The sequence below is a fragment of the Streptosporangium jomthongense genome (genome assembly GCF_042650425.1).
GTDB lineage: Bacteria > Actinomycetota > Actinomycetes > Streptosporangiales > Streptosporangiaceae > Streptosporangium.
The window spans coordinates 282575-307496 of sequence record NZ_JBHSBC010000012.1 but is presented as its reverse complement, the minus strand read 5'-3'; the positions used below and the strand labels follow the sequence as shown (position 1 = coordinate 307496).

22 protein-coding genes and 1 tRNA gene are annotated in these 24922 nt (G+C 72.8%); 6 read left to right on the top strand and 17 right to left on the bottom strand.

Annotation, left to right across the window (positions count from 1 at the left end; genetic code table 11):
• Positions 1–75: 75 nt before the first annotated feature.
• From ACFOYY_RS13085 to ACFOYY_RS13020, 14 genes are read right to left on the bottom strand one after another with little or no spacing between them, the layout of a single operon-like run.
• Entirely contained in the window at positions 76–1332 is a 1257-nt protein-coding gene (locus tag ACFOYY_RS13085; RefSeq protein ID WP_352009115.1) for a hypothetical protein, read from the bottom strand.
• A gap of 25 nt (positions 1333–1357) precedes the next feature.
• A complete protein-coding gene (locus tag ACFOYY_RS13080; protein WP_386189930.1) occupies positions 1358–2707 on the bottom strand; it encodes an MFS transporter in 1350 nt (449 codons plus the stop codon).
• Complete coding sequence (locus ACFOYY_RS13075; RefSeq protein WP_386189929.1) at positions 2704–4152, bottom strand: FAD-dependent oxidoreductase; 1449 nt, start codon at positions 4150–4152, stop codon at positions 2704–2706. Before ACFOYY_RS13075 ends, ACFOYY_RS13080 begins: the two co-directional genes overlap by 4 nt.
• A complete protein-coding gene (locus ACFOYY_RS13070; RefSeq protein WP_386189928.1) occupies positions 4149–6266 on the bottom strand; it encodes a molybdopterin oxidoreductase family protein in 2118 nt (705 codons plus the stop codon). Before ACFOYY_RS13070 ends, ACFOYY_RS13075 begins: the two co-directional genes overlap by 4 nt.
• A complete protein-coding gene (gene paaI, locus ACFOYY_RS13065) occupies positions 6266–6637 on the bottom strand; it encodes a hydroxyphenylacetyl-CoA thioesterase PaaI (protein ID WP_352009119.1) in 372 nt (123 codons plus the stop codon). Before paaI ends, ACFOYY_RS13070 begins: the two co-directional genes overlap by 1 nt.
• 50 nt (positions 6638–6687) lie before the next feature.
• The gene (locus ACFOYY_RS13060; protein ID WP_352009120.1) at positions 6688–7563 is read right to left on the bottom strand and encodes an SDR family NAD(P)-dependent oxidoreductase; all 876 of its coding nucleotides are present in this window, start codon (positions 7561–7563) and stop codon (positions 6688–6690) included.
• On the bottom strand, positions 7560–8834 hold the full coding sequence (locus ACFOYY_RS13055; protein ID WP_386189927.1) for an MFS transporter: 1275 nt from the start codon (positions 8832–8834) through the stop codon (positions 7560–7562). The genes ACFOYY_RS13060 and ACFOYY_RS13055 overlap by 4 nt, the downstream gene beginning before the upstream one ends.
• Entirely contained in the window at positions 8831–10060 is a 1230-nt protein-coding gene (locus ACFOYY_RS13050) for an AMP-binding protein (protein WP_386189926.1), read from the bottom strand. The genes ACFOYY_RS13055 and ACFOYY_RS13050 overlap by 4 nt, the downstream gene beginning before the upstream one ends.
• A 4-nt stretch (positions 10061–10064) precedes the next feature.
• Positions 10065–11078 (bottom strand): ATP-grasp domain-containing protein, encoded by a 1014-nt coding sequence (locus ACFOYY_RS13045; protein WP_386189925.1) that lies wholly within the window; start codon positions 11076–11078, stop codon positions 10065–10067.
• Positions 11075–12442, bottom strand: a complete 1368-nt coding sequence (locus ACFOYY_RS13040; RefSeq protein WP_386189924.1) for a KamA family radical SAM protein — start codon at positions 12440–12442, stop codon at positions 11075–11077. Before ACFOYY_RS13040 ends, ACFOYY_RS13045 begins: the two co-directional genes overlap by 4 nt.
• A gap of 8 nt (positions 12443–12450) precedes the next feature.
• Complete coding sequence (locus ACFOYY_RS13035; protein WP_386189923.1) at positions 12451–14151, bottom strand: class I adenylate-forming enzyme family protein; 1701 nt, start codon at positions 14149–14151, stop codon at positions 12451–12453.
• Entirely contained in the window at positions 14144–15490 is a 1347-nt protein-coding gene (locus ACFOYY_RS13030) for a flavin monoamine oxidase family protein (RefSeq protein WP_386189922.1), read from the bottom strand. The genes ACFOYY_RS13035 and ACFOYY_RS13030 overlap by 8 nt, the downstream gene beginning before the upstream one ends.
• A complete protein-coding gene (locus ACFOYY_RS13025; protein ID WP_362916413.1) occupies positions 15487–15705 on the bottom strand; it encodes a phosphopantetheine-binding protein in 219 nt (72 codons plus the stop codon). Before ACFOYY_RS13025 ends, ACFOYY_RS13030 begins: the two co-directional genes overlap by 4 nt.
• A gap of 16 nt (positions 15706–15721) precedes the next feature.
• The gene (locus ACFOYY_RS13020; protein ID WP_386189921.1) at positions 15722–17257 is read right to left on the bottom strand and encodes an amino acid adenylation domain-containing protein; all 1536 of its coding nucleotides are present in this window, start codon (positions 17255–17257) and stop codon (positions 15722–15724) included.
• Positions 17258–17435: 178 nt separating this feature from the next.
• On the opposite strand from ACFOYY_RS13020, the gene ACFOYY_RS13015 reads away from it, so the two are divergent.
• Complete coding sequence (locus tag ACFOYY_RS13015) at positions 17436–19358, top strand: AfsR/SARP family transcriptional regulator (protein WP_386189920.1); 1923 nt, start codon at positions 17436–17438, stop codon at positions 19356–19358.
• Between the two features lie 145 nt (positions 19359–19503).
• On the opposite strand, the gene ACFOYY_RS13010 is transcribed toward ACFOYY_RS13015, so the two are convergent.
• Complete coding sequence (locus ACFOYY_RS13010; RefSeq protein ID WP_386189919.1) at positions 19504–20691, bottom strand: MFS transporter; 1188 nt, start codon at positions 20689–20691, stop codon at positions 19504–19506.
• 73 nt (positions 20692–20764) lie between these two features.
• Positions 20765–21241 (bottom strand): RrF2 family transcriptional regulator, encoded by a 477-nt coding sequence (locus tag ACFOYY_RS13005; protein WP_386189918.1) that lies wholly within the window; start codon positions 21239–21241, stop codon positions 20765–20767.
• Positions 21242–21348: 107 nt separating this feature from the next.
• Here ACFOYY_RS13005 and ACFOYY_RS13000 point away from each other — a divergent pair.
• Positions 21349–21425: transfer RNA gene (locus ACFOYY_RS13000), tRNA-Pro, on the top strand.
• A gap of 410 nt (positions 21426–21835) precedes the next feature.
• On the opposite strand, the gene ACFOYY_RS12995 is transcribed toward ACFOYY_RS13000, so the two are convergent.
• Positions 21836–22408, bottom strand: a complete 573-nt coding sequence (locus ACFOYY_RS12995; RefSeq protein ID WP_362916405.1) for a TetR family transcriptional regulator — start codon at positions 22406–22408, stop codon at positions 21836–21838.
• Between the two features lie 96 nt (positions 22409–22504).
• Between ACFOYY_RS12995 and ACFOYY_RS12990 the strand changes: the two genes are divergently transcribed.
• The 4 genes from ACFOYY_RS12990 (at position 22505) to ACFOYY_RS12975 (ending at position 24903) form a co-directional block, all read left to right on the top strand.
• The gene (locus ACFOYY_RS12990; RefSeq protein WP_362916403.1) at positions 22505–22747 is read left to right on the top strand and encodes a hypothetical protein; all 243 of its coding nucleotides are present in this window, start codon (positions 22505–22507) and stop codon (positions 22745–22747) included.
• A 77-nt stretch (positions 22748–22824) separates the two neighbouring features.
• Positions 22825–23337, top strand: a complete 513-nt coding sequence (locus ACFOYY_RS12985) for a SigE family RNA polymerase sigma factor (protein WP_386189917.1) — start codon at positions 22825–22827, stop codon at positions 23335–23337.
• Entirely contained in the window at positions 23334–24284 is a 951-nt protein-coding gene (mltG, locus tag ACFOYY_RS12980) for an endolytic transglycosylase MltG (protein ID WP_386189916.1), read from the top strand. Before ACFOYY_RS12985 ends, mltG begins: the two co-directional genes overlap by 4 nt.
• Positions 24285–24411: 127 nt before the next feature.
• Positions 24412–24903: a hypothetical protein gene (locus ACFOYY_RS12975; RefSeq protein ID WP_386189915.1), complete on the top strand. Its 492-nt coding sequence runs from the start codon at positions 24412–24414 to the stop codon at positions 24901–24903.
• The last annotated feature ends 19 nt before the right edge of the window (positions 24904–24922 follow it).

Sequence of the window (24922 nt, the reverse complement as noted above, 5' to 3'; positions counted from 1 at the left end):
GGGTCCTTGATTTTGATCTACATTGTAAAGGGGAGGGCCCCGGCGCCGGAGACACCGGGGCTCGATCAAAGATCGTCAGGCGTGGGGGCGTTCGTCGACCAGGGGGATCAGTTTGCCGGTTCTGGGGTTGGTGGCCAGGTCCGCGGGCCGTACCCACTCGATGCTCAGGGGGTGGACGAACCCCTTGGCCGCGTACTCGGGGTACATCGGGCGGGCCTCGTGCACGGCCTCGATGAAGTGCCTGGTCAGGGCCTCGGACGGTTCCTCGGTGTAGGCGAGACGGAGCACCAGGCCGTCCTTGTTGTCCCAGCGGCGCTGTACCAGCTGCATCCCGGCCAGCACCCGGTCGGTGTCGGCCGCGACGATCACCTCGCGGACGTCCTCGGTGCGCATCGTCACCATCGCCACCCTGGCGCCCTCCGTCGTCCTGCCGACCAGACGGAACCGGCGGCACTCGTCGTCGATCCACTCGGCCCGGTCGCCGACCGGGTAGCGGATGATCGGCATCAGGGTCCGGAACAGGTTGGTGACGAGCACCCGGCCGGGCACGCCGGGGGTGGTGATCGGTTCGCCGGTCACCTCGTCGACCAGCTCGACCAGCGTCCTGTTGGGAAAGGCCTCGTGCACCCGCACGTCGTCACCGACGACCGGGGCGCCGACCAGCCCGGCGTCGACGGAGGCGTACCCGAGCGAGGCGATCACCGCCCGGGGGAAGGCCTTGGCCAGGTGCGGGCGCAGGTCGTCGAAGAGGAGGTCGCCGCCGAACAGCAGCAGTTCGACCGACTCGGCCGTCAGCCCCCTGGCGTTCATCGCGTCGGCGACCCCGCTGAGCTTCATCGGCGGTCCCGCCAGCACCTCGACGTCGAAGGCCGCGATCAGGTCGGCGATGTAGTCGTCCGGCGCGGAGCCCGCGACGGGCAGCCGGACGTTCTCGACAGGGGCGTGGTAGAGGGCGTTGTCGATGTAGAGGAACCCTCCGTACAGTTCGCCGGCGAAGAACAGGTTCGCCACCCGGTGACCGGGTCTCAGGCCCGACCTGACCATGCCCGCCCCGAAGGCGCTGACCGAGTCGGTGTGCTCGGTACGGGTCCACGGGGAGAACTTCGGCGCGCCGGTCGTGCCGCCGGAGGTGTAGACCCCGGCGTCGGTCAGCGGCCCGGTCAGCAGCCGGTTGTCCGGCCAGGTGTTCGCGGCCCAGAAGGCCGTCTGGTCGATGATCGGCAGCAGGGTGAGGTCCTCGGTGCCGTGCGGTACGTCACGGTAGAGGTCGGCGTAGAAGGGGGAGTTGCGCCGGGCGAAGTCGATCAGGTCGCGCAGCGGTTTGGCGGGCATGTGCCGCTCCTTCCGGGAGAGGGGTTCAGATCAGGGCGTGGGCCAGGCTGGGGATTCGGGCCAGCACCCGGCGGCGGTAGAACCACCAGTTCGTGGCCAGGAACACGCCGTAGGCGGCCAGGAACAGGTAGAGCGCGACGTCCACGGAGCCGGTCCGCGAGAGGGAGACGGCGAAACCGCGCGGGATGAGGAAGCCGCCGAAGGCGCCGACCGCGGAGGCGATGCCGATGGCGGCCGCGGCCTCCCGCCTGGCGCGCAGCAGGGCCTGCTCGCGTTCCACGCCGTCGGCGACGTCACGTTCCGCCTGGGCGGTGAAGATCGCCGGGATCATGCGGTAGGTGGAACCGTTGCCCGTCCCCGAGGCGACGAACAGCACCATGAACGCGCCGAGGAAGAGCGGGAAGCTGCGCGTGCCGAGTCCGGCGAGGGCACCGGCGGCGCCGGCGGCCATGGCGGTGAAGGACCACGCGGTGACCCTGGCCCCGCCGTGACGGTCGGCCAGCCAGCCGCCGAGGGGGCGGGCCAGTGAGCCGACCAGGGCGCCGAGGAAGGCGGAGTAGGTGGTCGCGGCCTCGGGGAAGGTCGCCTTGACCAGCAGCGGGAACGCCGCCGAGTAGCCGATGAAGGAGCCGAAGGTGCCGATGTAGAGGAAGGACATGACCCATGTGTGTCCACGGCGGAAGGCACTGCTCTGTGAGGCGAAGTCGGCCCTCACCACGGCCAGGTTGTCCATGAACAGGTAGGCGCACAGGGCCGCCGCCAGGATCGGCACCACCCACACCGCACCGGCGTTGGCCAGGCCGAAGGCCGCGACGAGCGGGACCGTCAGCTGCACCACGGACACTCCGAGGTTGCCGCCCGCCGCGTTCACGCCCAGCGCGAAGCCCTTACTCCGTTCCGGGTAGAAGTAGGAGATGTTGGCCATGGAGGAGGCGAAGTTCCCGCCGCCGAGCCCGGCCGTGGCCGCGGCCACGAGGAACATCCAGTACGGCGTGCGCGGGTCGGAGACCATCCAGGTCAGCAGCCCGGCGGGGACGAGCAGCAGGAGCGCGCTGGCCACGTTCCAGTTGCGCCCGCCGAAGGCCGAGACCGCGAAGGTGTACGGCAGCCGCAGTGCGGCGCCCACCAGGTTGGGCACCGCGACCAGCCAGAAGAGCTGGTCGACGTCGAAGGGGAAGCCCGCGGCGGGCAGCAGGACGACGACGGCGCTCCACAGCAGCCACACCGTGAAGCCGAGGTGCTCGACGACGATGGAGAACAGGAGGTTCCTGGTGGCGACGCGGCGTCCGGTCGCCGCCCAGAAGCCGGGGTCCTCCGGTTCCCAGTGGTCGATCCAGCGTCCGGTTCTGCGGGACTTGGGGCGTCTGTCGTTCATGTCGGGGTTCCTGTCGTCTCGTGTGGATCGGCGAGGCGTCGTACTTTTGGCAGGCAGTCACCGCACCCCGTGCTCGCCCTGGTCGCGCGGACCAGCGCGGTCACGCCGCCGCCTGTGGCGCGGGCCGCGCGGGTCAGGTCGTCCTTGGTCACCGAGTTGCACCGGCAGATCACCGTGGAGCCGGGCAGGCGGGCGGGGTCGTCGTCGACGGCCGGTGGCGGCGTTCGTCCGAGCAGCAGGGCGAGCCGGTCGGCGGGTGCGGGCCACCCGGTGTCGTACAGCTGGGTCAGCGTCGCCCCGACGCCGGGCAGCCCGAGCACGATCGCCCCGGTCACCCGGTCGCCGTCGAGCGTCAGCTTGGCGTAGGTCCCCCTGGCGGGGTCGGCGTAGCCGAGCACCTCGGCCTCCCGGCTGTCCAGCCCGAGGTGCGAGGCGCCGAACACGGTGAGGTCGACGTCCCCGGCGCGCAGCCGGGTGACCGGAGGGCTCGCGCGGTAGCGTGCCGTGGGGCCGGCGCCGGTGAGCAGGTCGGCCAGCACCGCCGCCTGATCCCAGGCGGGCCGCAGCAGGCCGGACGGCGCGTCACCGGTCCGGGCGCAGTCGCCGACGGCGTGGACGTACGGGTCGGCGGTGCGCAGCCGGTCGTCGACCGGAACGCCCTCCGCCGAGCCCAGCCCGGCGGCGACGGCCAGGTCCGTCTCGGGGCGCACCCCGGTGGTCACCACCGTCAGCGCGGCCGGGACGAACGCGCCGTCCTCCAGCTTGACGCCCTCGTCCGGGTAGTGCCTGACCGCGGTCAGGCCGGTCACGACCCGTACTCCCGCCGTATGGCACAGCCGGGCCAGGATCATCCCGGCTGTCGGGTCCAGGTGGCGTTCCATCAGGTGGGGCGCGGGATGGATCAGCGTGACCCCGGCGCCGCGCCTGCCCAGCGCGAGCGCGGTCTCCACGCCGAGCACCCCGCCGCCGAGCACGGCGACCGGGACTCCGGGGCCGGTCACGGCCGCGATCCGCGCGCAGTCGTCCAGGCCGCGCAGGGTGGCCACGCCCCGCGCGGGCTCACCTCGCTCGCCGGTCAGCCCGCCGACCGGCGGCAGCCACGGCCTGCTGCCGGTCGCCAGCACCAGGGCGTCGTAGCCGATCGGAGGGCCGTCCGCGAGGTGGACCACGCGCGCCGCCCGGTCCAGCCGTACGGCGACGGCCCCGAGCAGCAGCCGGACCCGGTTGTCCCGTGCCCACTCCCGTCCGTGCAGGGCGATGCCGTCGGCGGTCATCGTGCCGTCCAGCACGCCGGGCAGCAGCACCCGGTTGTAGGCGGGACGGGACTCGGCACCCACGACGGTCAGCTCGACCAGCTCGCCCCGTGGGTCGCGTTCCCTGACCAGCTCGGCCAGGCGGGCTCCGGCCATGCCGTAACCGACGACCACCACCCTGCGGGGACTCACGACCCCTCCTCGTGGGCGGGGATCTCACGGGCGGAGGATTCACGGGCGGGGGTGAGCCGTACCGCGCACGCCTTGAACTCCGGCATCCCGCTGACGGGGTCGAGCGCCGGGTTGCTGATCAGGTTGGCCCGGCCCGCACCGGGGAAGTGGAACGGCACGAACACCGTGTCCGGCCTGATCCCCGGCGCGCAGCGCACCTCGGCCTCGACCGCGCCCCGCCGTGAGACGACACGGGCCAGGTCGCCGTCGGCCAGCCCGGCCCGCCGGGCCGTGTCGGGATGCACCTCCACGTACGGCGCGGGCGCCGCTCTGACCAGTTCGGCGACCCGGCGGGTCTGCGCGCCGGACTGGTAGTGCGCGAGCGTCCGCCCGGTCGTGGCGACCAGCGGGTAGACGGCGTCGGGGGACTCGGCGGGTCCCCGGTGCTCGACGGGTGTGAAGCGCGCCCGGCGGTCGGGGTGGGCGAAGCCGTCCAGGAACAGGCGGGGCGTTCCCGGATGGCCGGGTTCCGGGCAGGGCCAGTGCGGTGTCTCGCCGGCTCGCAGCCGCCGGTGGCTGAGCCCCGAGTAGTCCGCCGCGCCGCCGCGGGAGGCCAGGGCGAGTTCCGCGAACACCTCCTCGGGATCGTCGGGGAAGCGCTCGGCGGGCTGCCCGAGCCGTACGGCGAGCTCCCGCAGGACGGTCAGGTCTCCGCGGACCCCCTCGGGGGGAGGTACGGCCCTGCGCCGCAGCAGCACCCTCCCCTCCAGGTTCGTCATCGTGCCCTCCTCCTCGGCCCACTGGGTGACCGGCAGCACCACGTCGGCCAGCAGCGCGGTCTCCGACGGGACGACGTCGGCGACGACCAGCAGGTCGAGGGCGGCGAGCCTGCGTGTCACGTGCGCGGCGTGGGGCGCCGAGACCACGGGGTTGCTGCCGAACAGCAGCAGAGCCCTCGGCCCGGTCGAGGTGCCCAGCGCGTCCAGCAGCTCGTAGGCGGAGCGGCCGGGACCGGGAAGCTCCTCGGGGGCGACGCCCCACACGGAGGCCACGTGCCGGCGCGCCGCCTCGTCGTCGAGGCGCCGGTAACCCGGCAGCTGGTCGGCCTTCTGCCCGTGCTCACGGCCACCCTGCCCGTTGCCCTGCCCGGTCAGGCAGCCGTAGCCGGAGCCCGTACGCCCCGGCAGCCCGAGGGCGAGTGCCAGGTTGATCCAGCCGGAGACGGTGTCCACGCCGTTGGAGTGCTGTTCGGTTCCCCGGCCGGTCAGGACGTAGGCGTTACGCGCCCCGGCGAGCAGTTCGACGGCGGCCCGCTGGCCGGCGCCCGCGACCCCGGTGACCCGTTCGGCCTCCTCGGGACGCCAGCGCGCGGCGACGCGCCACGCCTCGGCGAACCCGCCGGTCCGCGCGCCGACGTAGTCGTGCCGCAGGTGCCCCCCGGCGACCGCCGCGTGCAGCATGCCGAGCGCCAGCGCCAGGTCCGTGCCCGGCCTGGGCGCCAGGTGCAGCGAGGCCAGTTCGGCCGTCGCGGTGCGCCGGGGGTCGACCACGACGAGACCGCCGTGGTCCCTGGCCCGGCGCAGATGCCGGACGAACGGCGGCATCGTCTCGGCGACGTTGGCCCCGACCAGCATGACCGTCTCCGCCTCCCGCAGGTCGGTGACCGGGAACGGCAGCCCCCGGTCGAGGCCGAAGGCCCGGATGCCCGCCGCCGCGGCCGACGACATGCAGAACCGGCCGTTGTAGTCGATCTGCGAGGTGCGCAGGGCGACCCTGGCGAACTTGCCGAGCAGGTAGGCCTTCTCGTTGGTGAGGCCGCCACCGCCGAAGACGGCGACCGCGTCCGGCCCGTGCCGTTCACGCAGTTCCCGCAGCCGCCCGGCGATCAGGTCGAGGGCCTCCGGCCAGGTCGCGGGCCGGAGCGGCTCGTCCCTGCGGCGGCGGACGAGCGGGTGGGTGAGCCGGTCGGGGGTGTCGAGCAGCGCCGCCGCCGTCCACCCCTTCTGGCACAGGGCGCCCTCGTTCACCGGGAAGTCCCTGGGGCCGACCCGCGCGCCCGCCGGTGGGAGCGGAGTCAGGGTCATCCCGCACTGCAACGCGCAGTAGGGGCAGTGCGTCCCGGTGCTCGTGCTCATCACGACACTCCACCGGGCCTGCCGGAGACCGTCACGCTCTGGCCGCGGAACTCCGCGACGATCTCGCCGCAGGGGCGCCGCACGGTCACGTCGTAGACGCCCTGCCTGCCGTACCTGGTGCGTTCGACGGCCTCGGCGAGCAGTTCCTCACCGGCCTCGGCCGGGCGCAGGAACGTGATCTGCGCGCTCTGCGCCAGCGTGACCGGGCCGCGGGCGTTGCCGGCGTAGGCGAAGGCGGCGTCGGCCAGCAGGAACAGGTAGCCGCCGTGGGCCAGGCCGTGTCCGTTCAGCATGTCCTCGGAGATCCGCATCCGCAGCCGGGCCCTTCCCACGGAGACCTCCTCGACGGTGATGCCCAGGGAGCGGCACACGGCGTCTCCGGCGCCGCCCCCACAGCTGCCCCCACCGTTGGCCGCGCCGTTCACCGGGCCGCCCCGTCGGAGCCGGAGACCCAGGTCCCGGCCAGTTTCTGCACGGCGGAGCCGTCCGGGTCGGCGAGTTTGTGCGACAGGTAGGCGGTGACCCAGTCGCTGGTGGGGATGCGGAACGGCGGCGCCTCGGCGGTCAGCGCACGCACCACGACCTCGGCCACCTCCCAGCGGGACTGGCCCGCCCCCTCCCACCCCTGGCCGGTCACCCAGGCCAGGTAGTCGGAGAAGGTCTCCGCGTACGGTCCCGAGGCGGCGCGGACGGTCTCCCTGTTGACGCCGGGGAAGATCCCGAACCGGGTGCCGGGCACGAAGCCGGGCACGACCACGCCGACGCGGACCCCGTGCCGGGCGGCGACCGGGGCCAGGCTCTCCATGAAGCCCTCGACGGCCGCCTTGGCCGCCGCGTAGGCCTCGTTGAAGGGCTGTCCGACGACGCCGTGCACGCTGCCGACGGTCAGCAGGCGGCCCCGGCTGGCGCGCAGCAGCGGCATCGCGACCCGGCTGACGGCGACGACGCCGAAGAAGTTCACCTCCAGGTTGGCCCGCAGGGCCTCCAGGGTGGACATCTCCATGGTGGGGTCGAAGTTGGAGATCCCGGCGTTGTTGACCAGGGCGTCGAGGCGTCCGTGGGTCAGCCGTACCTCCCGCAGGCAGGTGTCGACGGAGCCGGCGTCGGTGACGTCGAGGCGTCGCACGTCCAGGGTGACCCCGGCCTGGCCGGCCGCCTCGCGCAACTCGTCCGCCCGGCCTGGGTCGCGCATCGTGGCGACCACGGTGAACCCGGCCCGCGCCGCGCTCACCGCGGTCGCGAGGCCGATGCCTGAGGAGGTTCCCGTGACCAGCAGGACTCCGCGCCGGGGCGTCACGACGCGCTCCCGGACAGCTGAGGCTCCTCCTGCTGTTCGGCGGCGGCCCGGTCGAGCAGCGCCTGGACGCCGGAGGCGGGCACGAAGGAGAGCGCGGCCAGCAGCGTGCCGCCGACCATGACGGTCTTGGCGGCGTTGAGCACGCCCAGGTCGCCGGTGAGCAGGGTGACCGCCAGTCCGCCCACGAGCGCGGCCAGCGGGATGACCCCCCACGTCGCGGTGCGGAAGGCCGCGTGTGTGACGCCCTGGTTGTCGGCCGTCATCCGCGACTGGCGGATCGGGGCGCTGCAGACGTTGATGCACGACATGAAGAAGCCGTAGCAGCCGAACGTCACCCCGATGACGGGCGCGGCGGGCAGCGCGGGTGCGGCGAGGATGCCCAGGCCGACCAGGCAGTGCAGCAGGAGCGCCCAGGCCAGCGTACGGCCGAGGCCGAGCCGGGCGCCGATCCTGGGCGCGACGAGCGCGCCGAGGACCGCGCCCACCGCCGCGGCCGACATCGCCGCCCCGAACACGCCGACCGGGACGCCGAGGCCCTGGTAGGCCAGCACCGGCAGCACCGTGACGAAGATGGGGCCGCCCGAGTTCAGCGTCACCGCGGCGATCACCACCCGGCGCAGCACCGGGTCGGTCCAGTTGAGCCGGAATCCCAGGACCAGCCGTGACCAGATGGAGCCGTGCTGGACGGTTCCGGCCCCCCAGGGCCGCATGGTGCGGAAGCAGGCGGCCGAGACCAGGTAGCTGGCGGCGTCCACGAGCAACGCGGCCACCCCGAGCGCGTGGTACAGGCCGGCGGCGATCGACGGGCCCGCGACCTCGGAGACGGTCCTGCTGCCCTCAAGCCGGGAGTAGGCCCTGACCAGCTTGTCCTCGGGGACGGTGGTGGGCACCGCGACGAGGTAGCCGACGTTGAAGAAGATCGTCGCCCCGCTGACCAGCGCCACGCAGACGAACAGCACCGGGGTGGACAGCACGCCGAGCCAGTACGTGACGGGCATGGCCGCCACGGCGGCCAGCCGTACGAGGTCACAGGCGACCAGGGTCCTGCGCCGGTCCCAGCGGTCGACGAGCACGCCCGCGACCGGCCCGAGCAGGGGGATGCCGAGGTACTGCGCCATGGCGACCACGCCGACCTCGAACGGCGAGGCGTGCAACGCGAAGATCATCAGGGTGGGCACGACGAACACCGTGATGCGGTCACCGACGAGGCTGATCGTCTGGCCGCCCCAGAACAGGTTGAACTCCCGGCCGAGGGAGGTCCTCGGCCTCACGGCTCCTCCCGCACCACGAAGGAGGCGGTCTTGCCGGTGCGTTCGTTGCCGACCAGCGCGTCGGCGACCGTGACCCGGAAGGACCCCGGGTCGTGCTGGAAGGCGGTGCTGATGGTGAAGGTCGAGGACATGAGGTCCTCTCGCAGCCGTACGGCCAGGCCCTCGGAAGCGTTCGGGGCGGTGAGCAGCAGCACCTCGACGGAGGAGACCCGGCCCCGCCGCTCGTTGACCAGGACCTGCGCCCGCAGGACGCCGGGCTCCCGTTCCGCCCGCGCGACGATGTCGTCCACGTGGAGCCCGAGTCCGCGCACCTGGACCACCGAGTCACGGCGGCCCAGGACACGCAGCGCCCGGTCGGGCCTGCCGCACTCGCACGTCGTGAACCGTCCGGCGTCGCCGGTCCGGTAGCGAAGCACCGGGTTGAGCATGTCCGGGTTGAGGGTGGTGAAGTCCAGCAGTTCGTCCTGGTCCACGTGGACGAGCTGTTCGGGCAGCAGGTGGAAGACGTCCGCCGGGCAGTCGGGGGTGTTGGTGCCCGCGACCCAGGTCTCGGTGCTGCCGAACATGCCCCAGCGGCGCGCGTCCGGCGCGACCTCGGCGAGGTCCTCGTCGAGCTGCGGGTGCCAGGCCTCGCCGAGCCAGAGCACCTTGCGCAGCGCGGGCAGGCGGATTCCGGCCTGCCTGGCGTGCGCGAACCACAGCCGCAGCACGCTCGGGGTGCCGCCGAACGCGCTCACGCCCCTGGTGGCGAAGAACGACAGCCAGTCGCCGTACTCCGGCGCGGAGACCGAGCCGAGCGCGATGACCTCGCAGCCGGACAGGTCGGCGAAGGCGGCGGCCAGGAAGTGGGCGCCCCACATCCGGCCCGCGCCCCAGCCGTTGACGAAGACGTCGTCGCGCCCGAGCGGTCGCCACTGCTCGTGGACGCCGCGCATGTAGAACCCGGTCGGAGCGTGGCCGACCTTGGGCTCTCCGGTGCTGCCGCCGCTCTGGAAGAGCCAGGTCGCGCCGTGCTCCGCCCGGGGCCTCAGGTGCGCCAGGGCCACGTTGAGGTCGTCCTTGACCAGCGGGGGCAGCGCGGCGAGGTCGTCGAGGGTGAGCACCTTGCCGTGGCCGGCGTAGCGCGGCGCCAGCGCGGGCACGTCCCTGAGCCGTTCCAGGGAGCGCCGTGCGACGTCGAGGCGGGGCTCGGCGGCCTCCGGCGGCAGGGAGAACGATTCGGTCATGTCGTCACCGGCTTTCGTGGGTCGTCGAGGAGTCCCGCGTCATCCAGCGGGCGTGGGCGTCCCGGTAGGCCGTCCAGCGCGCCCGGGTGACGTCCCGCTGCACCGCCCGGCCCGGGTCGCCGAAGTCGGGGGCGATCACCCCGTCGGGTTCGAGCTCGGAGAACCAGAACCGTTCGCCGTCGTGGAGGAAGTCGACGCAGAAGAACGGGATGGGCAGTTTGCGGTGGAAGTAGGCCGTCGCCTCCGCCAGTTCGGGCGGGACGGGCGCGAACTCCATCGCGCCGCCCCGGCTGGCGTTGGCGACCGGCGACCCGGCCTCCGGGGTCCGCTTCAACACCGCGTACGGCCTGCCGTCCACGACGTAGACCCGGTAGTCGACCGTGCCGTCGCCGAGGTAGGGCTGGAGCACGAGGGTGGTGTCGCCGCCCTGCGCCAGGCTGGCCAGGCCTCTGACGTCCTCGGGGCCGCGGGCCAGGTTGACCCCGCCGCCGCCGCACCACCCGGCGGGCTTGACGATGGCCGGGTAGGTGAGGCCGTCCAGCGCCACCTCGTACAGGTGTTTGCCCACGTCCCGTCCGCTGCCGACGCGGATCGTGGGGATCGGCGGGATGGGGGAGTCGTGCAGGTGCAGGACGGTGGCGAGCTTGTCGTTGGCGATCGGGGACAGCCACGGCGGGAACGGCAGGTAGAAGCCGGCCTGTTCGAGCACGGCGTACAGGCCGTACTGGTTGAACACGTCCATGTCCTGGTAGGGCAGCGAGTACAGCGCGGTGATGAAGAGCGTGTCCTGCGGGGTGACGAGCTCGTCGTCCACGTAGACGCGTGGCTTGCCGGGTTCGAGGCCGTCCACGGTCACCGCCTCGGGGGCGTGCCTGGTCCAGGTCAGGCCGAGCTCCTCGGCCACCTCGGCGTACATGTCCCAGAAGTAGTGGCGCCACATGGCGCCGGTCCTGGACGACTCCCGGTCGGGGAAGATCCAGCACATACGACGCAGTGTGCTCTCGGGGGGCAGGGTCATCGTCGTCCCTCTCCTCGGGTCCACCAGAGGCGGCCCGGCTCGGGCAAGGTGTCGATCGGGTCGTAGAAGGGGAAGCGGTCTCCCGGGGCGGAGGGCCCGTCCCGGCCGGGGCCGACCCCGTGGTTGCCGGTCCAGTGGGAGACGCCGCGTTCCCGGTCGTACTCGGCGACCTGATGCACCCAGCGTTTGCCGACGTACGGCACGTCGCACACGATCCGTGGCGTCGCGTAGCCGGGCAGGTAGCCCATGAGGGCCTCCTGGAGGCGCTGCGCCTGGTGCAGCGGCGTCCGCCAGTGCTCGGCGTTGGGGATCATGTCGCAGAGGTAGAAGTAGTACGGCAGGATGCCCGCCTCGCCCTGCAGGGCGAAGCACAGGTCGAGCAGGTCGGCCTGGGTGGCGTTCACCCCGCGCAGCAGCACGCCCTGGTTGCGCACGTCCCGCACACCCGCGTCGAGCAGGGCACGGGCCGCCTCGGCCACCAGCGGTGTCACCGAGCGCACGTGGTTGGCGTGGGTGTGCACGGCCAGGTTCACCCCGCGGGCACGGGCGACGGCGGACACCCGGCCGACTCCCTCGACCACGTCCGGCCGCAGCCAGTGCTGTGGCAGGCCGACCAGCGCCTTGGTCGCCAGCCGGATGTCCCGTACGGACTCCAGTTCGAGCAGCCGCAGCAGGAACGCCTCAAGCCGGGGCCAGGGCACGTTGGCCACGTCACCGCCGGAGACCACCACGTCCCGCACGCCGGGGGTGCGCTTGAGGTAGTCCAGCATCAGCTCCTGCCGGTCGACCGGCCTGAGGGCGAGGCCGGCCTTGACGACCTGCGGGGTCGAGGTGCCGACCAGGTCCATCCGGGTGCAGTGCCCGCAGTACTGCGGGCAGGTGGACAGCAGCTCGGCCAGCACCTTGGTCGGGTAGCGGTGGGTCAGGCCCTCCACGGCCCACATCTCCGCCTCGTGCAGTGAGTCGCGCCGCGCGAGCGGGTGGCTCGGCCACTCGGGGTGGCGGTCGGAGCAGACCGGCAGCATGTAGCGGCGGACCGGGTCGGCCAGGAACGCCTCGGTGAAGGAGGCGGGGCCGGTCACGGCGTCCGGCGCCATCACGTTGAGCAGCTGCGGGGTGAGCAGCGTCGGCATGGTCGCGAACCGTTGCGCGTCGGCGGCCAGGTCGGCGTAGAAGGACTCCTGGAGCAGGTCGCCGACGACCGCGCGCAGCTGCGCGGCGTTCTTCACGCAGTGGGCACGCTGCCACTGGGCGTCGCGCCACAGGTCGTCGCCGACGCCGCGCCAGCCGGGCAGCCGCCGCCAGTCGGGTTCCACGAGGGGCCGCCGCGTGTAGACGTACGGCCGGGAGGCCTCGCCGTTCATGCGGAGGATCACCCGGCCAGCAGCGTCGCGTGCCGGGTGCGCAGTTCGCGCTTGAGCACCTTGCCGGTCGGGCCGAGCGGTACGTCCGCCTCGTCCCGCGCGACGACCACCGCGGCGAGCGTGGCCAGGCCCGCCTCCGCGAGGGCCTTGTTGGCGCGTTCCCGCACCTCGTCGGCGGTGACGTCGCCTGCCTCCGCCTGGGGGACGACCACGGCGATCGGGCGCTGTCCCTCGCCGGGCCGTCCCGGCACGCCGATGACCGAGCAGTCCTGGACGAGGTCGGCGCAGTCGGCGATGAGGACCTCCTCGACCGGCAGGCTGTAGACGGGGCCGTCCACGGTGTCGATGACGTCCATGGTCCGGTCGAGGTGGTAGAAGTTGCCCTCGCCGTCCCTGCGGGCCACGTCCCCGGTCAGCCAGTAGCCGTTGAGCTCGAAGCTTCCGGTCAGCTTCGGGTCGTTCCAGTAGCCGGGGGTCCTGGAGGGGGTGATGACCGCCAGCAGGCCGACGGTGCCGTCGGGCACCTCCTCACCGTCCTCGTCCAGCACCGCCGCGCGGGTCACGGCCTCCTGCGCCTTGCCGACGCAGCGGTCGTTCCTCGGCGTCTCCGGCGTGGTGACCTGGCCGAACAGCGCCATCCCCATCTCCGAGGAGCCGAGGCCGTCGACGAACTGGGAGCCGGGCAGCGGCCCGTCGGAGGCGGCCCCGCCGGGCAGCAGCCACGGCTTGATCAGGCCCGCGGGCCGTTCGCCGAGCCGTACCAGGCGCCTGATGTGCCCGTGGTGCGCGCTGTCGCCGGTGTTGAACCAGGAGTGCACCTTGGCGGCGCCCTTGACGGGCAGGTCGCCGGTGGCCAGTTCGACGAACGTCCTGGGGAAGGAGGCCAGCATCGTCGGCTGGAAGGCCTCCATGACCGGTTCGACGGCCACGCGCCGCCAGTCCGACATGACGACGGTCGGCAGCCCGAGCAACACCGCGGTGAGGAAGTAGCTCAGCCCGCCCGCGTGGGTGTGCGGCATGAGCGACATCAGCCTGTCGTACGGCTCGGCGGGGAAACGCACCATCCTCGGCTGTTTGCCGTCCCAGAACTGCAGGTGGCCCAGGATCGTCGACTTGGGGACGCCGGTGGTGCCGGAGGAGTGGATCAGCCCGACGACGTCGTCGGGGGCGTGCCGGTAGGGCTCGCCGTCAGGCGTGCCGGAGCCCGTGTCGTGGGCCCGCACCTCGGAGGACGGCGCGACGAACCGGGGCCGCTCCCGCGGGTTGTTCCGGTAGGCGGCCTGCAGCCGGGTCGTGTCGTCGGCGACGACGCCGACGGCCCCCACGTGAGCGAGGTAGCCGGCCATGATGTCGGGCCGCATGGCGTCGTTGACCATCGCCGGGACGGCGCCGAGGGAGGTGAGCGCCAGGAAGTGGATGAGGGGTTGGAGCCCCTCGCCGACCACGACGCCGACCGGCTCGCCGGGCCGTACGCCGTTGGCCCGGTACCACCCGGCGTAGCGGTCCCGCAGCGCCGCCAGGTCGGTCAGGCTGTGGCCGCGTAACACGACCCGGCCGAGGTGGTCGTCGTGGTGGCTGTAGACGAAGGGGACGTCCCGGTTGGGGTTGGCGGCCAGGGCGTGGTCCAGGAAGTTGCCCGCGCCGAGTCCCGGCTCGGTCATCAGCCTCCGCCGGACCTCCAGGGGGGCGATCGAGGTGGTCTCAGACATGCTCGTCTCTCCTGTCGTAAGTCGTGATCACTTCTGCGGCGACGCGGTGACCCGACCGGATGGCACCCTCCATCAGGCCGAAGAACTCCGTGCTCGTCTCGGTGCCGGCCCAGTGCACCCGTCCGTGCGGGGTGACCAGGTGCGGGCCGAGCCGTGTCCAGTCCCCGGGGCCGAACAGGGCCGCGTAGCACCCCCGGCTGTAGTCCTCGTTGACCCAGTCGGTCACGTGGAAGCCGGTCGGCTCCGGCAGCCCGGGGAACAGCCGCGCGGCCTGCTCGAACGCCCGCGCGCGTTGCTCGCCGGGGGACAGCCGGGCGAAGTCGTGCGCCTGCCTGCCGGTCACGAAACCGGTCAGCACGCCGATCGCGCCGTCGGGCGGCGAGTCGTCGACCGTGGACAGCAGCGGCCCGCGCGCGTTGACCGACCAGCCGGACAGGCCCCGTTCGCGCCAGGCCGGGCTCGGATAGACCAGGTGCACCTTGACCGCGCAGCCGGGCGCCGTACGCCCGCCGGAGCGGGGGACCGGCAGCGCGGGGTGGTGGTCGACGGCGTCGGCGAGCGACGGCGGCACCGCGACCACCACGGCGCGGGCCCGCAGCGAACCGGCCGTGGTCGTCACCGTCACGCCCTCGTCGTCCTGGTGGACGGCGCGCACCGGCTCGCCGAGCCGTACCCGGTCGCCGAGCCGTCCGGCCAGCAGTTCGCACAGCCGGTGCGCGCCACCGGCGACGCGGTCCTCCTGCGCGCCGCCGGCGAAGGCGTTGAGATAGCGGACCCCGCCGCCCGAGCGCAGGTAGAACCCCATGTGCAGGACCGAGACGTCCCGGGGGTCGGCGGCCATCATCTCCCCGAGGAACAGCGGGAAGAACAGCCGCGCGTCGGGGTGGCGCAGGTGCTCACGCGCCCACTCGTCCGCGGTCGTCGCGTCCAGCCGTACGGCGTCCGCCGACAGCCAGGGCGCGTCGGCGCGCACCGCGCGGGTCAGCTCGTCCAGCGCGTCGAACAGCTCGCCGAGCGCGACCGCCGACAACGGAGGGAACCGTCCGGGCCTGGTACGGCCGTCGCCGTCGTCGCCGAGCGCGAAACGGCTGTCGCCGGTCATGGCGGTCGGCGTGGTCCGCAGGCCCACCTGCGCCATCAGGGCGGTCAGCGCGGTGTGCCGTTCCCCCAGGTAGGCGGCGCCCGCGTCGACCCAGCTGCCGGGGGCGGCCTCGACGCCGTGGACACGGCCGCCGACCCGTTCGCGTGCCTCGACGACGGTGACCTCGACGCCCCGCGCGGCCAGGTCGGTCGCGGCGGTGAGCCCGGCCAGGCCCGCCCCGACCACGACGACGCTCATGCCATGCTCGCGATCTTCTTGGCCAGGGCGTCCGGCGTCGGGGCGGTCATGAAGTCGTCGAAGTCCAGCTCGACCCCCCAGGACCGGGCGACCGCGCTCAGCACACGGGTGGCGAGTAGCGAGTCTCCACCCATGACGAAAAAGTCAGAATCGGCCCTTACATCGTCATTTTCCAGCACACGCCGGAATATGTCGGAGATGGCGTCTACGTTCATGGAATGCATTGCTCCTTCAATTGGCTGAGGACGCGTATCGCCGGTGCGAACCCGCCCGATCGACCTTTCCGCTGGCCGTATAGGCGAGTTCGGGAACGACGGTGATCCGGCTGGGCACCAGATGACCGGGCACCCGGTCGCGCAGATAGTCCAGGACGTCTCCGGCGAGCGTCGGGGCGTCGGCGGGCGAGCGGGGCACGACGTAGGCGGCGAGCGTCGTGTGGTCGGCGACGGTCGCGCCCGCGACCGCCACCGCGCCCACCCTCGGGTGGCCGGAGATCTGGGCCTCCACCTCGCCCGGATCGACCCGGACACCACGGACCTTGAGCTCGTGGTCGAGTCGTCCCTCGTGGACGAGCGTCCCGTCTTCGGTCCGGCTCACCCGGTCGCCGGTGTGGAAGCAGCGCTCGGGACCCTCGCCCAGGTCCGCCTCGGCGAACCGTTCCGCGGTCGCCTCGGGCAGGTCGCGGTAGCCGAGCGCCAGCGAGGGGCCGCCGACGAGCAGTTCGCCGTCCCCGGTGACGTGCTGGCGGACATGGGGCAGGGGGCGCCCGATCGGGACCCGTTCCCCCGCCGTCCACGGCCGGTCCCTGCGGGGCGCGAGCGGGCCGTGCAGGTCGACGGCGTGGGTGATGAGCGTGGTCTCCGTGCACCCGTAGGTGTTGACCAGCCGGATCCCGTCGGTGCCGAGCGCGCACCAGTCGGCGAGCCGTACGGGGCTGACGGCCTCCCCGCCGATGACGACCGTCCGCACGCAGGCCGGCAGCACGGCCCCCTCCTCGGTCAGGTGGCGCACCAGCTCGTGCCAGAACGCCGAGGGGAGGTCGAGCAGGGTGATCCGCTCGGTCTCGATCATCCGTAGCAGCCGGGGGAAGGAGCCCGAGTGGGCCCGCTCGTCGAAGACCAGCGCCGCCCCCGTGGTGAGCGCGGGCAGGATCTCCTCCAGGCAGGTGTCCCAGTTCGGCGACGCGAACTGCAGCACCCGGTCCTCGGGGGTCAGCCCGAACAGGGTCCGCAGCTCACCGGTCACGGTGGAGACGGCCCCGCGCGGGGTCACCACGGGCTTCGGCGCCCCCGTTGAGCCGGAGGTGAACAGGACGTACGCCGGGTCGTCGGCGTCCGCGGTGCCCCCCGTCCCGGGCACGGCCCCCGGTAGGGCCTCCCCCGGTACGGCCTCCCCGGGGGAGGGAAGGGCGAGCGCGCGCACTCCCGGCGGTGCGGGCGCGTCCGGGTCGGGGGTGAGCAGCAGGCGGCACCCGCTCGCCGCCAGCAGCGCCCGCCGCCTGGGCTCCGGGTGCGCCGGGTCGACGGGGCAGTACGTGCCGCCCGCGGCCAGGACGCCGAGCAGGGCGGCCACGGTCGCCGCCGAGTGCGAGGCGACCACCCCGACCGTCCCGGGGCGGGGGCCGAGCCGCCCGGCCGTCGCGCGGACCCACGCGGCGAGCTCGGCGTAGGTGAGGGGGTGACCGTTGTCCGCCGTCGCGAGCCGTTCCGGATACCGTTCGGCCGCGTCCGCGAACGCCCTTATCACGTCGGGATGCGAATAAGGCACTCTTGCCTCTTTCTGAGTTAACACGCCAAATGGTGTTTTGCAGTGAATTCGGGGGATCGCGTTCATGCTGTCGAGGAGCGCTGGATGTGGACTTGGTGCGGCCTGGATTTCGGCTGGACTACATCTCGTGTTTCTCGCATGGCTGCCTGTGACAACGATGTGACAGACGGAGAGCGAAATGTCAGAAAGGTGCCTGGGGCACGTTCTGAAAATCGGGCTGCTCGGAGCGGTCCAGGCGCGTTGCGAATGCCGGGAGGTCCCCCTCGGCCCGCCGCGGCAGCGAGCGGTGCTGGCCCTGCTCGCGCTGGAGGCGGGTCGTACGGTCCCGATGGAACGGCTGATCAGAGGTTTATGGGGGGAGCGGGCACCGGCGGGGGCGCGGGGCCTGGTCCAGGGATACGTCTCGCGGCTGCGGCCGGCCCTCGCCGGGATGGGCGTCACGATCGCCTACGCGCCGCAGGGCTACCTCCTCGAACTCGCGGCCGAACAGGTGGACGTCCACGAGTTCCGGATTTCGGTCACCAGGGCACGCTCTCTCGACACCGACGAGGCGCAGGCCGTCGCCCTGCGGCGCGCCATCGCGCTGTGGCGGGGGGAACCCCTGACCGGAGTCTCCGGAGGTGAGCTGCTCGACGGGCTGCGCGAGACCCTCACCGAGGAACGGCTGGCCGCCACCGAGGAGTGCCTGAACGCCGAGGCGCGCGCGGGCCACGCCACGGTGCTGATCCCCGAACTGATCGCGCTCGTGGCCGAGCACCCCTTCAGGGAGGGACTGGTCGGCCTGCTCATGCTGGCCCTGTGCCGGGCGGGCCGCAGGGCCGACGCCTTGGAGCGATACGAACGCACCCGGCGCCGTCTCGTCGAGGAACTCGGCCTCGACCCCGGCCCTGAGCTGCGGCAACTGCACCAGACGATCCTGCGCGGCACCGTCCGCGGGACCGGGACCGTTCTTCTGCCGTCCGCCGAGGCGGACGCGGTCCCCGCCCAGCTGCCCGCGGAACCCGGCCAGTTCACCGGCCGCGCCGCCGAACTGACCCTGCTGGACTCGGTCGTGACCGGTGACGACACGGTGGCGATCTCGCTGGTGACCGGCACGAGCGGCGTCGGCAAGACCGCCCTGGCCGTCCACTGGGCGCACCGGACCCGCTCCCGCTTCCCCGACGGGCAGCTCTACGTCGACCTGCACGGTCACTCACCGCGACGGCCACTGCGCCCGATCGAGGTCCTCGGACGGTTCCTGCGCGCGCTGGGCGTCCCCGCCGAGCGCGTGCCCGGCACCGTGGAGGAGGCGGGCGCGGTCTACCGCAGCCTGCTCGCCGACCGCAGGGTGCTGGTCGTGCTGGACAACGCGGGCAGTGTGGAGCAGGTCCGTCCCCTCCTGCCCGGCGGCAGGCGCTGCGCCACGGTGGTCACCAGCAGGGAACACCTGGCGGGCCTCGTCGCCAGGGACGGCGCGGTCCCGGTCCCGCTCGGCGTGCTCGCCTCGGACGAGGCGGTCACCCTGTTCGGCAAACTCCCGGGCGGCGAACGGTTGTCGGCGGAGCCCGAGGCGGCCGGGGAACTGGCCAGGGCCTGCGGTTACCTGCCGCTGGCGCTGCGCGTCGCCGCGGCCGACGTCGCGGGCGGGCCCGTGGGGGAGACGGCGGGCCGGGCCCGCAGGCTCGCCGGCGCCAGGCTTTCCGTGCCCGCCGCCGGGGAGGCGCGTGAGATCGCGCGCGGCGCGCTCGACAGCTCCTACCGCCACCTCGACCCGCCCGCCCGGCGCCTGTTCCGGCTGCTCGGCATGGTCCCGGGGCCCGTCTTCACCGCCGAGGCGGCCGCCGCGCTCGCGGGCACGCCCCCGGGCGAGGCCGACCGCCTGCTGTACGGTCTCGCCGCCGCGGGGCTCGTCGAGGAGACCGAACCGGGCCGCTACGCCCTCCACGACCTGGTCCGCGAGTACGCCCTCGAATGCGCCTGGGCCGAGGACCCAGAACCCGAGCGCGCCCGAGCCCTGGACGCCCTGCTGGCCTGGTACCTGCGCGCCGTCCGTGAGGCGGGCGAGGAGGCCTGTCTCGCGGAGGCCGCCACCGTACCGGCGCACATGACCGCCGTCCTCTGAGCGGGCGTTTGCTCTCGTGGGCTCTGTCCGGTTCATGTTCGGGTGCCGCGCCAGGCCGGGGGTGCTCGACGGCGAGGCGGCGGGACACGGACCGAGGTGAGGAGCGGGCGCCCGAAGCCGGCAGATCCGGATCGGCTCGCGTTCCTCACCGACGGGTGACCCCGGCGGTCACGGACAGCCAGGCGAGCGCGGCCAGCGCCAGCGCCGTCGCGACGGCGAACGTCGTCCCCGTCCCGGCCGACATCGTCAGCCCGCCGACCGCCGTGCCCGTGCTGATGCCGAGATAGATCGCCGATGAGTTCAGCGCCACCAGCAGCGGCGCCTGAGCCGTCGCGGCCTCGATCAGCCGGTACTGCTGCGGCGGGGTCTGGCACCAGCTCGCCGCGCCCCACGTGACGGCCAGCAGGGCGACCGCGGCGGGCGCCCGCACGCCCGTCACGGCCAGCAGCGCGAAGGCGGCCATGGTCACGGCCATCAGCGTGTAGCCGGTGGCCAGCGTCCTGACCGGGCCGATCCGGTCGGCGGCGAAACCGGCGGCCAGGTTCCCCGCGACGGCGCCGAGGCCGTAGGCGGACAGTGCCCACACGGCGCCGGAGCCGGTGACGCCCAGGGCGCCCAGTGCCGGGACGGCGAAGGCGTAGACGGTGTAGGCGGCGGCCATGCCCAGGGCCGTCAGCGGCAGCACCACGGCGACCCCGGGCCGACGCAGCACCGCCAGCCTGGTCCGCAGTGGCACCGGGACGCCTCCGGGAAGGGGCGGTGTCAACGCGCCCGCGGCCAGCGCGGTCACCAGGCACAACGCCGCCACCAGGCCCAGGGCGGCCCGCCAGCCCATCACCGCGCCGATCGCGCCGCCGAGCGGCACGCCCAGCGCGGTCGCCACCGTCAGGCCGCCGACGACCACGGCCAGCGCCCTGGCCCGCAGCTCGGGACGGACCAACGCCGCCGAGACCGCCCCGGCGGTCGGGGTGTAGGCCGCCGCGCCGACCGCCGCGAGCACCCGGGTGACCAGCAGCGACGGCAGATCCGGCGCCAGTGCGGAGCCCGCGTTCGCCACCGCCAGCAGCACCAGCGCCGCCACCAGCAGCGCCCGGCGCGGCAGCCGCGCGGTCACGGTCGCGACCACCGGCGCCGAGAGCGCGTAGGCCGCGGCGAACACCGTCACCGCCTGCCCCGCGCCCGCCGTCGAGGAGCGCAGCGAGGCGGCGACGTCCGGCAGGAACCCGGCCAGGACGAACGCGTCCGTGCCCACCGCGAACGTTCCCAGAGCCAGCACCCACGTCCGGCCCAGGCCGCCGAGGGCGGCCGGTCGCGATATCGAGACATTTGACATCCCGATTTACCTTTCAATGAGGCCCGGCCGACCGGCCGGGCGCGATGGATCTCCTCGTGCCGGAGGACCGGGGTCAGGAAAGGGTCCGGCAGAACCGGCGCACCCGCGCCGGGGCCGCCGCGGGACTCACCGCGATGAGATCCGCCAGGGTCTGCGCGGCCAGTTCCCGCCGCCACGCGAGCTCCGCCCTGCGCATCGCCTGCGCGACCCCGCACGGACGGGCGAACTCGGAGCCCGCGGCCTCGGCTCCGGCGCCGCGCTGCCGGATCTCGGTGCAGCGGAACGCGTCCTGCCGTCCCTCGATCGCGGCCACCACGTCCATGAGGCTGATCTCCTCAGGCGTCCGCGCCAGCGAGTAGCCGCCGCGCGGCCCCGGCGAGGAGGACAGGATTCCCGCACGCACCAGTGGCTGGAGACGCTTCTTCAGGTACTCGGGCGGCAGCTCGAACACCTCGGCCAGCCGTCCCGTCGACACCGGCGCCTGATCTCCCAGCCACGCCAGGGCCAGACAGCAGTGCAGACCCCACTCGACGCCCTCACCCATCAACATAACCGGGATATTACACATCCCGGTTATCCCGTCGACGTCGGCCACCGGCTCGCTCGTGTGCACACGCTGCTGATCTACGCTAAGGTTCACGGTGTCCGAAGGACAACCGGGACGTAGCGCAGCTTGGTAGCGCACTTGACTGGGGGTCAAGGGGTCGCAGGTTCAAATCCTGTCGTCCCGACCAGGTTTTCGCTGGTCAGCGAGGGTGTCTCTCACATGAGAGGCACCTTTTTCGCATTCTGAGGCACCAACTGAGGCACCGGCGTCCCACAAGAGGGCCGTACTCCCGCGCACGCAGGGCGCGGCTCCCTGAGAGGGGTGCCGAAGAACGGACTCCTCGTCGCGCGGCGGGTCACGCACATCCCTGCCGTCCTCATCGGCTTCGAACCAGGGCCGCCCCTGCTTGAGCGCCACGGTCGCCCCGCCGCGCCGGGTGCCCTCGGCGCGGCGTCGAGATTCGGGATGTCCGGTGAATCGGCTCTCTGTGGGTGGCAGGCCTCTCGCCTGAGGAGACCGACGGGGCAGATCCACGGCGGGCCGCCAAGCGCGGCGAGACCCGCGAACGACTCGGAGATCGGGAGGACGACGTCCGCCTCAGCCGGCCAGCCTGGCGACCAGGCGGACGAGGGTGTCCCGGGCGGTCTCCGTGCCCTCCGCCATGATCATGCGGGCGAGCTGCGGGGTGGCGTACCACCATCCGGCCAGGGCGACCACAGCGTAGAGCAGTTCCCTGGCCGCGAGGTCCGGGTTCAGGGTGCCCGCCTTCTGGGCGGCGGTCAGCGTGGCCAGCTTCGCGGCGTAGTGGGCACCGCGCCGCTCCTCGGCCGCGATGGGCCCGTCGCCGCGGTGCAGGCCCTCCCAGTGCAGCAGGCGGATGAGCTGTGGATGCTCACGGTGGTAGTCGTAGACGCGCCCGGCGTACTCCGGCAGGTCGCCGGCCAGGTGCTCGTCCAGTGGCACGGCCTCGGCCAGCCGTTCCAGCGCCGAGGTCAGCACGGCGGCGAACAGCTGCTCCTTGTTGCCGAAGTACTGGTAGATGCGTTCCTTGTTGACGCCCGCGGCGGCGGCGACTCGATCCAGCCGGGCGGCCTCGGGGCCGTGCTGGGCGAACTCCTGTACGGCCGCGTCCAGCAGGAGCTGCCGTGTCCTCTCCGTGTTCCACGCCATGGCGGCCAGCATAGCCGAAATTCCAACTGGACAGTTGGAGTCTGTCGTGACAATATCCAACCAGCGAGTTGGAAATGTGTAGCGAAAGGCACTGACATGTCCGCTGTCCCCTCCGTGCACCACCGCGCCGTGATCACCTGGCTGTCGGTCTACGTGATGATCATGCTGGTCCAGGTCGTGATCGGGCCCGTCCTCGCGCCGCTGCCGCTGCCGTTGCGCACCCTGGCGCTCACCGCGATCGTGGTCCCCGCCGTGGTGTACGCCCTCGTCCCCAGCCTCCTGCGCGTCCACGCCCACCTTCGCCGGAGCCGCCGCCTGACCACCTCGGACGACGCCTAGACCGGGCGATCCGGTCCCACCGGCATAGATCGGCGCCCCGTCCGCGTCCTTGTCCGGTGACATCGAGAGGAGGACGGGTGGATCCAGGATTTGAGGCGGACCTCAGGGAGTTCGTCATCGATCGATCGGGGGCGCTGTTCCGCACCGCCTACCTGCTGACCGGCGACCGGCACGCCGCTGAGGACCTGGTGCAGTCGGCGCTGGCGAAAACGGCGGCGAAATGGCGGGGTCTGCGGGACACCGCGGCCATCGAGGGTTATGTCCGCCGCGTCATGTACCACGAGCAGGTGAGCCGGTGGCGGCGCCGTTCCCGCATCGCGGAGGTGCCCATCGGATGGCTGCCCGAACGGATCGGCGACGGGCACGCCGAGGCGGCGGATCTCCGCCTGGTGATGCGCGAGGCCCTCGCCCGGCTGACCCCCCGGCAGCGGACCATCCTCGTGCTGCGCTACTTCGAGGACCTGTCCGAGACCGAGATCGCACGACTGCTCGGCGTCAGGGTGGGGTCGGTGCGCAGCCAGATCCACCGGTCGCTGGAACGTCTGAGGGCGGCCGCGCCCGAACTGAGCACGGTGAGGGAGTTCGGATGAACATCGAGGATCTGCTGCGCGAGACCCTTTCCGACATGGCCCACGAGGAGCAGCCGCCCCCACCGGACCGGTTCGTCCAGGTCAGGCGGGGGCGCCCCCGCGGGCGCGGACTCGCCCTGGTCGCGGCGGCGGCCGTGACCGCGATGGCGGTCGGGTCCACGCTCGTGTCCCAGGGCCTGTCCTCATCCCGGGACGTCGCCGGGCAGGGTCCGGGCACGGCGTCTGTGGAGACCGGGCGGGGACGGATCACCCTGACCGTGCGGGAGGGGCTACGGCTCTCACAGGTCCTGGAGCGGCTGTCGGCCGCCACCGGAAGACCGCAGGCGGAGTTCTGGCGGGCCGCCAAGGACGGCGGGGCGCTCGGCCTGCCGTCCTACGCCAGGGGCGCGCTGGAGGGATTCGCCTTCCCCGGAACCTACGAGGTCCCGTCCACGTCGAGCCCCGGCGAGATCCTCGCCGCGATGGTGACGCGCTTCAACCGCGTGGCCGGGGACGGCGATCTGGTGGCCGGCGCCAGGCGCGCCGGCCGTACGCCGCTGGAGATCCTGATCATCGCCAGCATCGTCCAGGCCGAGTCGGCCGACAAACGCGACATGCCGAAGATCGCGCGGGTCGTCCACAACCGGCTGGACCACACGCCCGGACTGAGACTGCAACTGGACAGCACCGTCCTGTACGGCCTGGGCAAGTACGGCGCCAAGGCCTCGCAGGAGGATCTCAGGAGCCGCTCGCCGTACAACACCTACGCGCGCCGGGGCCTGCCGCCCGGGCCCATCTGCAACCCGGGCGCCGACGCCATCGCGGCCGCCCTGAAGCCGGCCGTCGGGCCCTGGCTCCACTTCGTGACGACCGACCCGAAGAGGGGTGTCACGAAGTTCGCCGCCTCCGAAGCCGAGTTCCTCGAACTGACCAAGGAGTACCGCAGGAACCTCGGGAAGGCCGGGTGAGCCACGAGCCGGGGGAGCGCTCTCCCGGACGGCCCCGGGACGGGGCTCTCTCCCGCGGAAGGACACGGTATGGAACCGATGATGTCGTTCGTGTAATGAGGAGAGCGCTCCAAACGAAGAAAGGGGTATGTTCAAAACCCCCCAGAAGCGACGAACGGGCACGGCGGTTGCCGCCGGGTTGCTGATCTTCACCCTCGCGGGTTGCGCGAGCGCTCCGACCACCACCATGAACGCCACCCAGATGGTCGAGGCGCTGGCCAAACAGGGACTGCCCGTGTCCCTCACGGTGACCTACACCGCCTCCAACGACCCGAACAAGTTGCTCGGGAAGCCGAACGGTTACACCTCCAAGGCCTCCTTCACCGACCAGCGGGTCGACGCCGCCAAGGTCCCCGGGGCCAAGCAGGGTGACGTGGGCCTCGGCGGCAGCGTCGAGGTCTTCGCCACGGCCGGAGACGCGGAGGTGCGCGCCAACCTCCTGAAGGAGAGCGCGCAGAAGGTCCCGACACTCGCCGAGTACAGCTACGTGAAGGGCCCGGTCGTGGTGCGGGTCTCGAAGGAGCTGATGCCGATGGACGCCCAGGAGTACGAAGGGGCACTCGGCAAGCTCGTCAAGTAGTCCGGCGGACCCGCGAGGC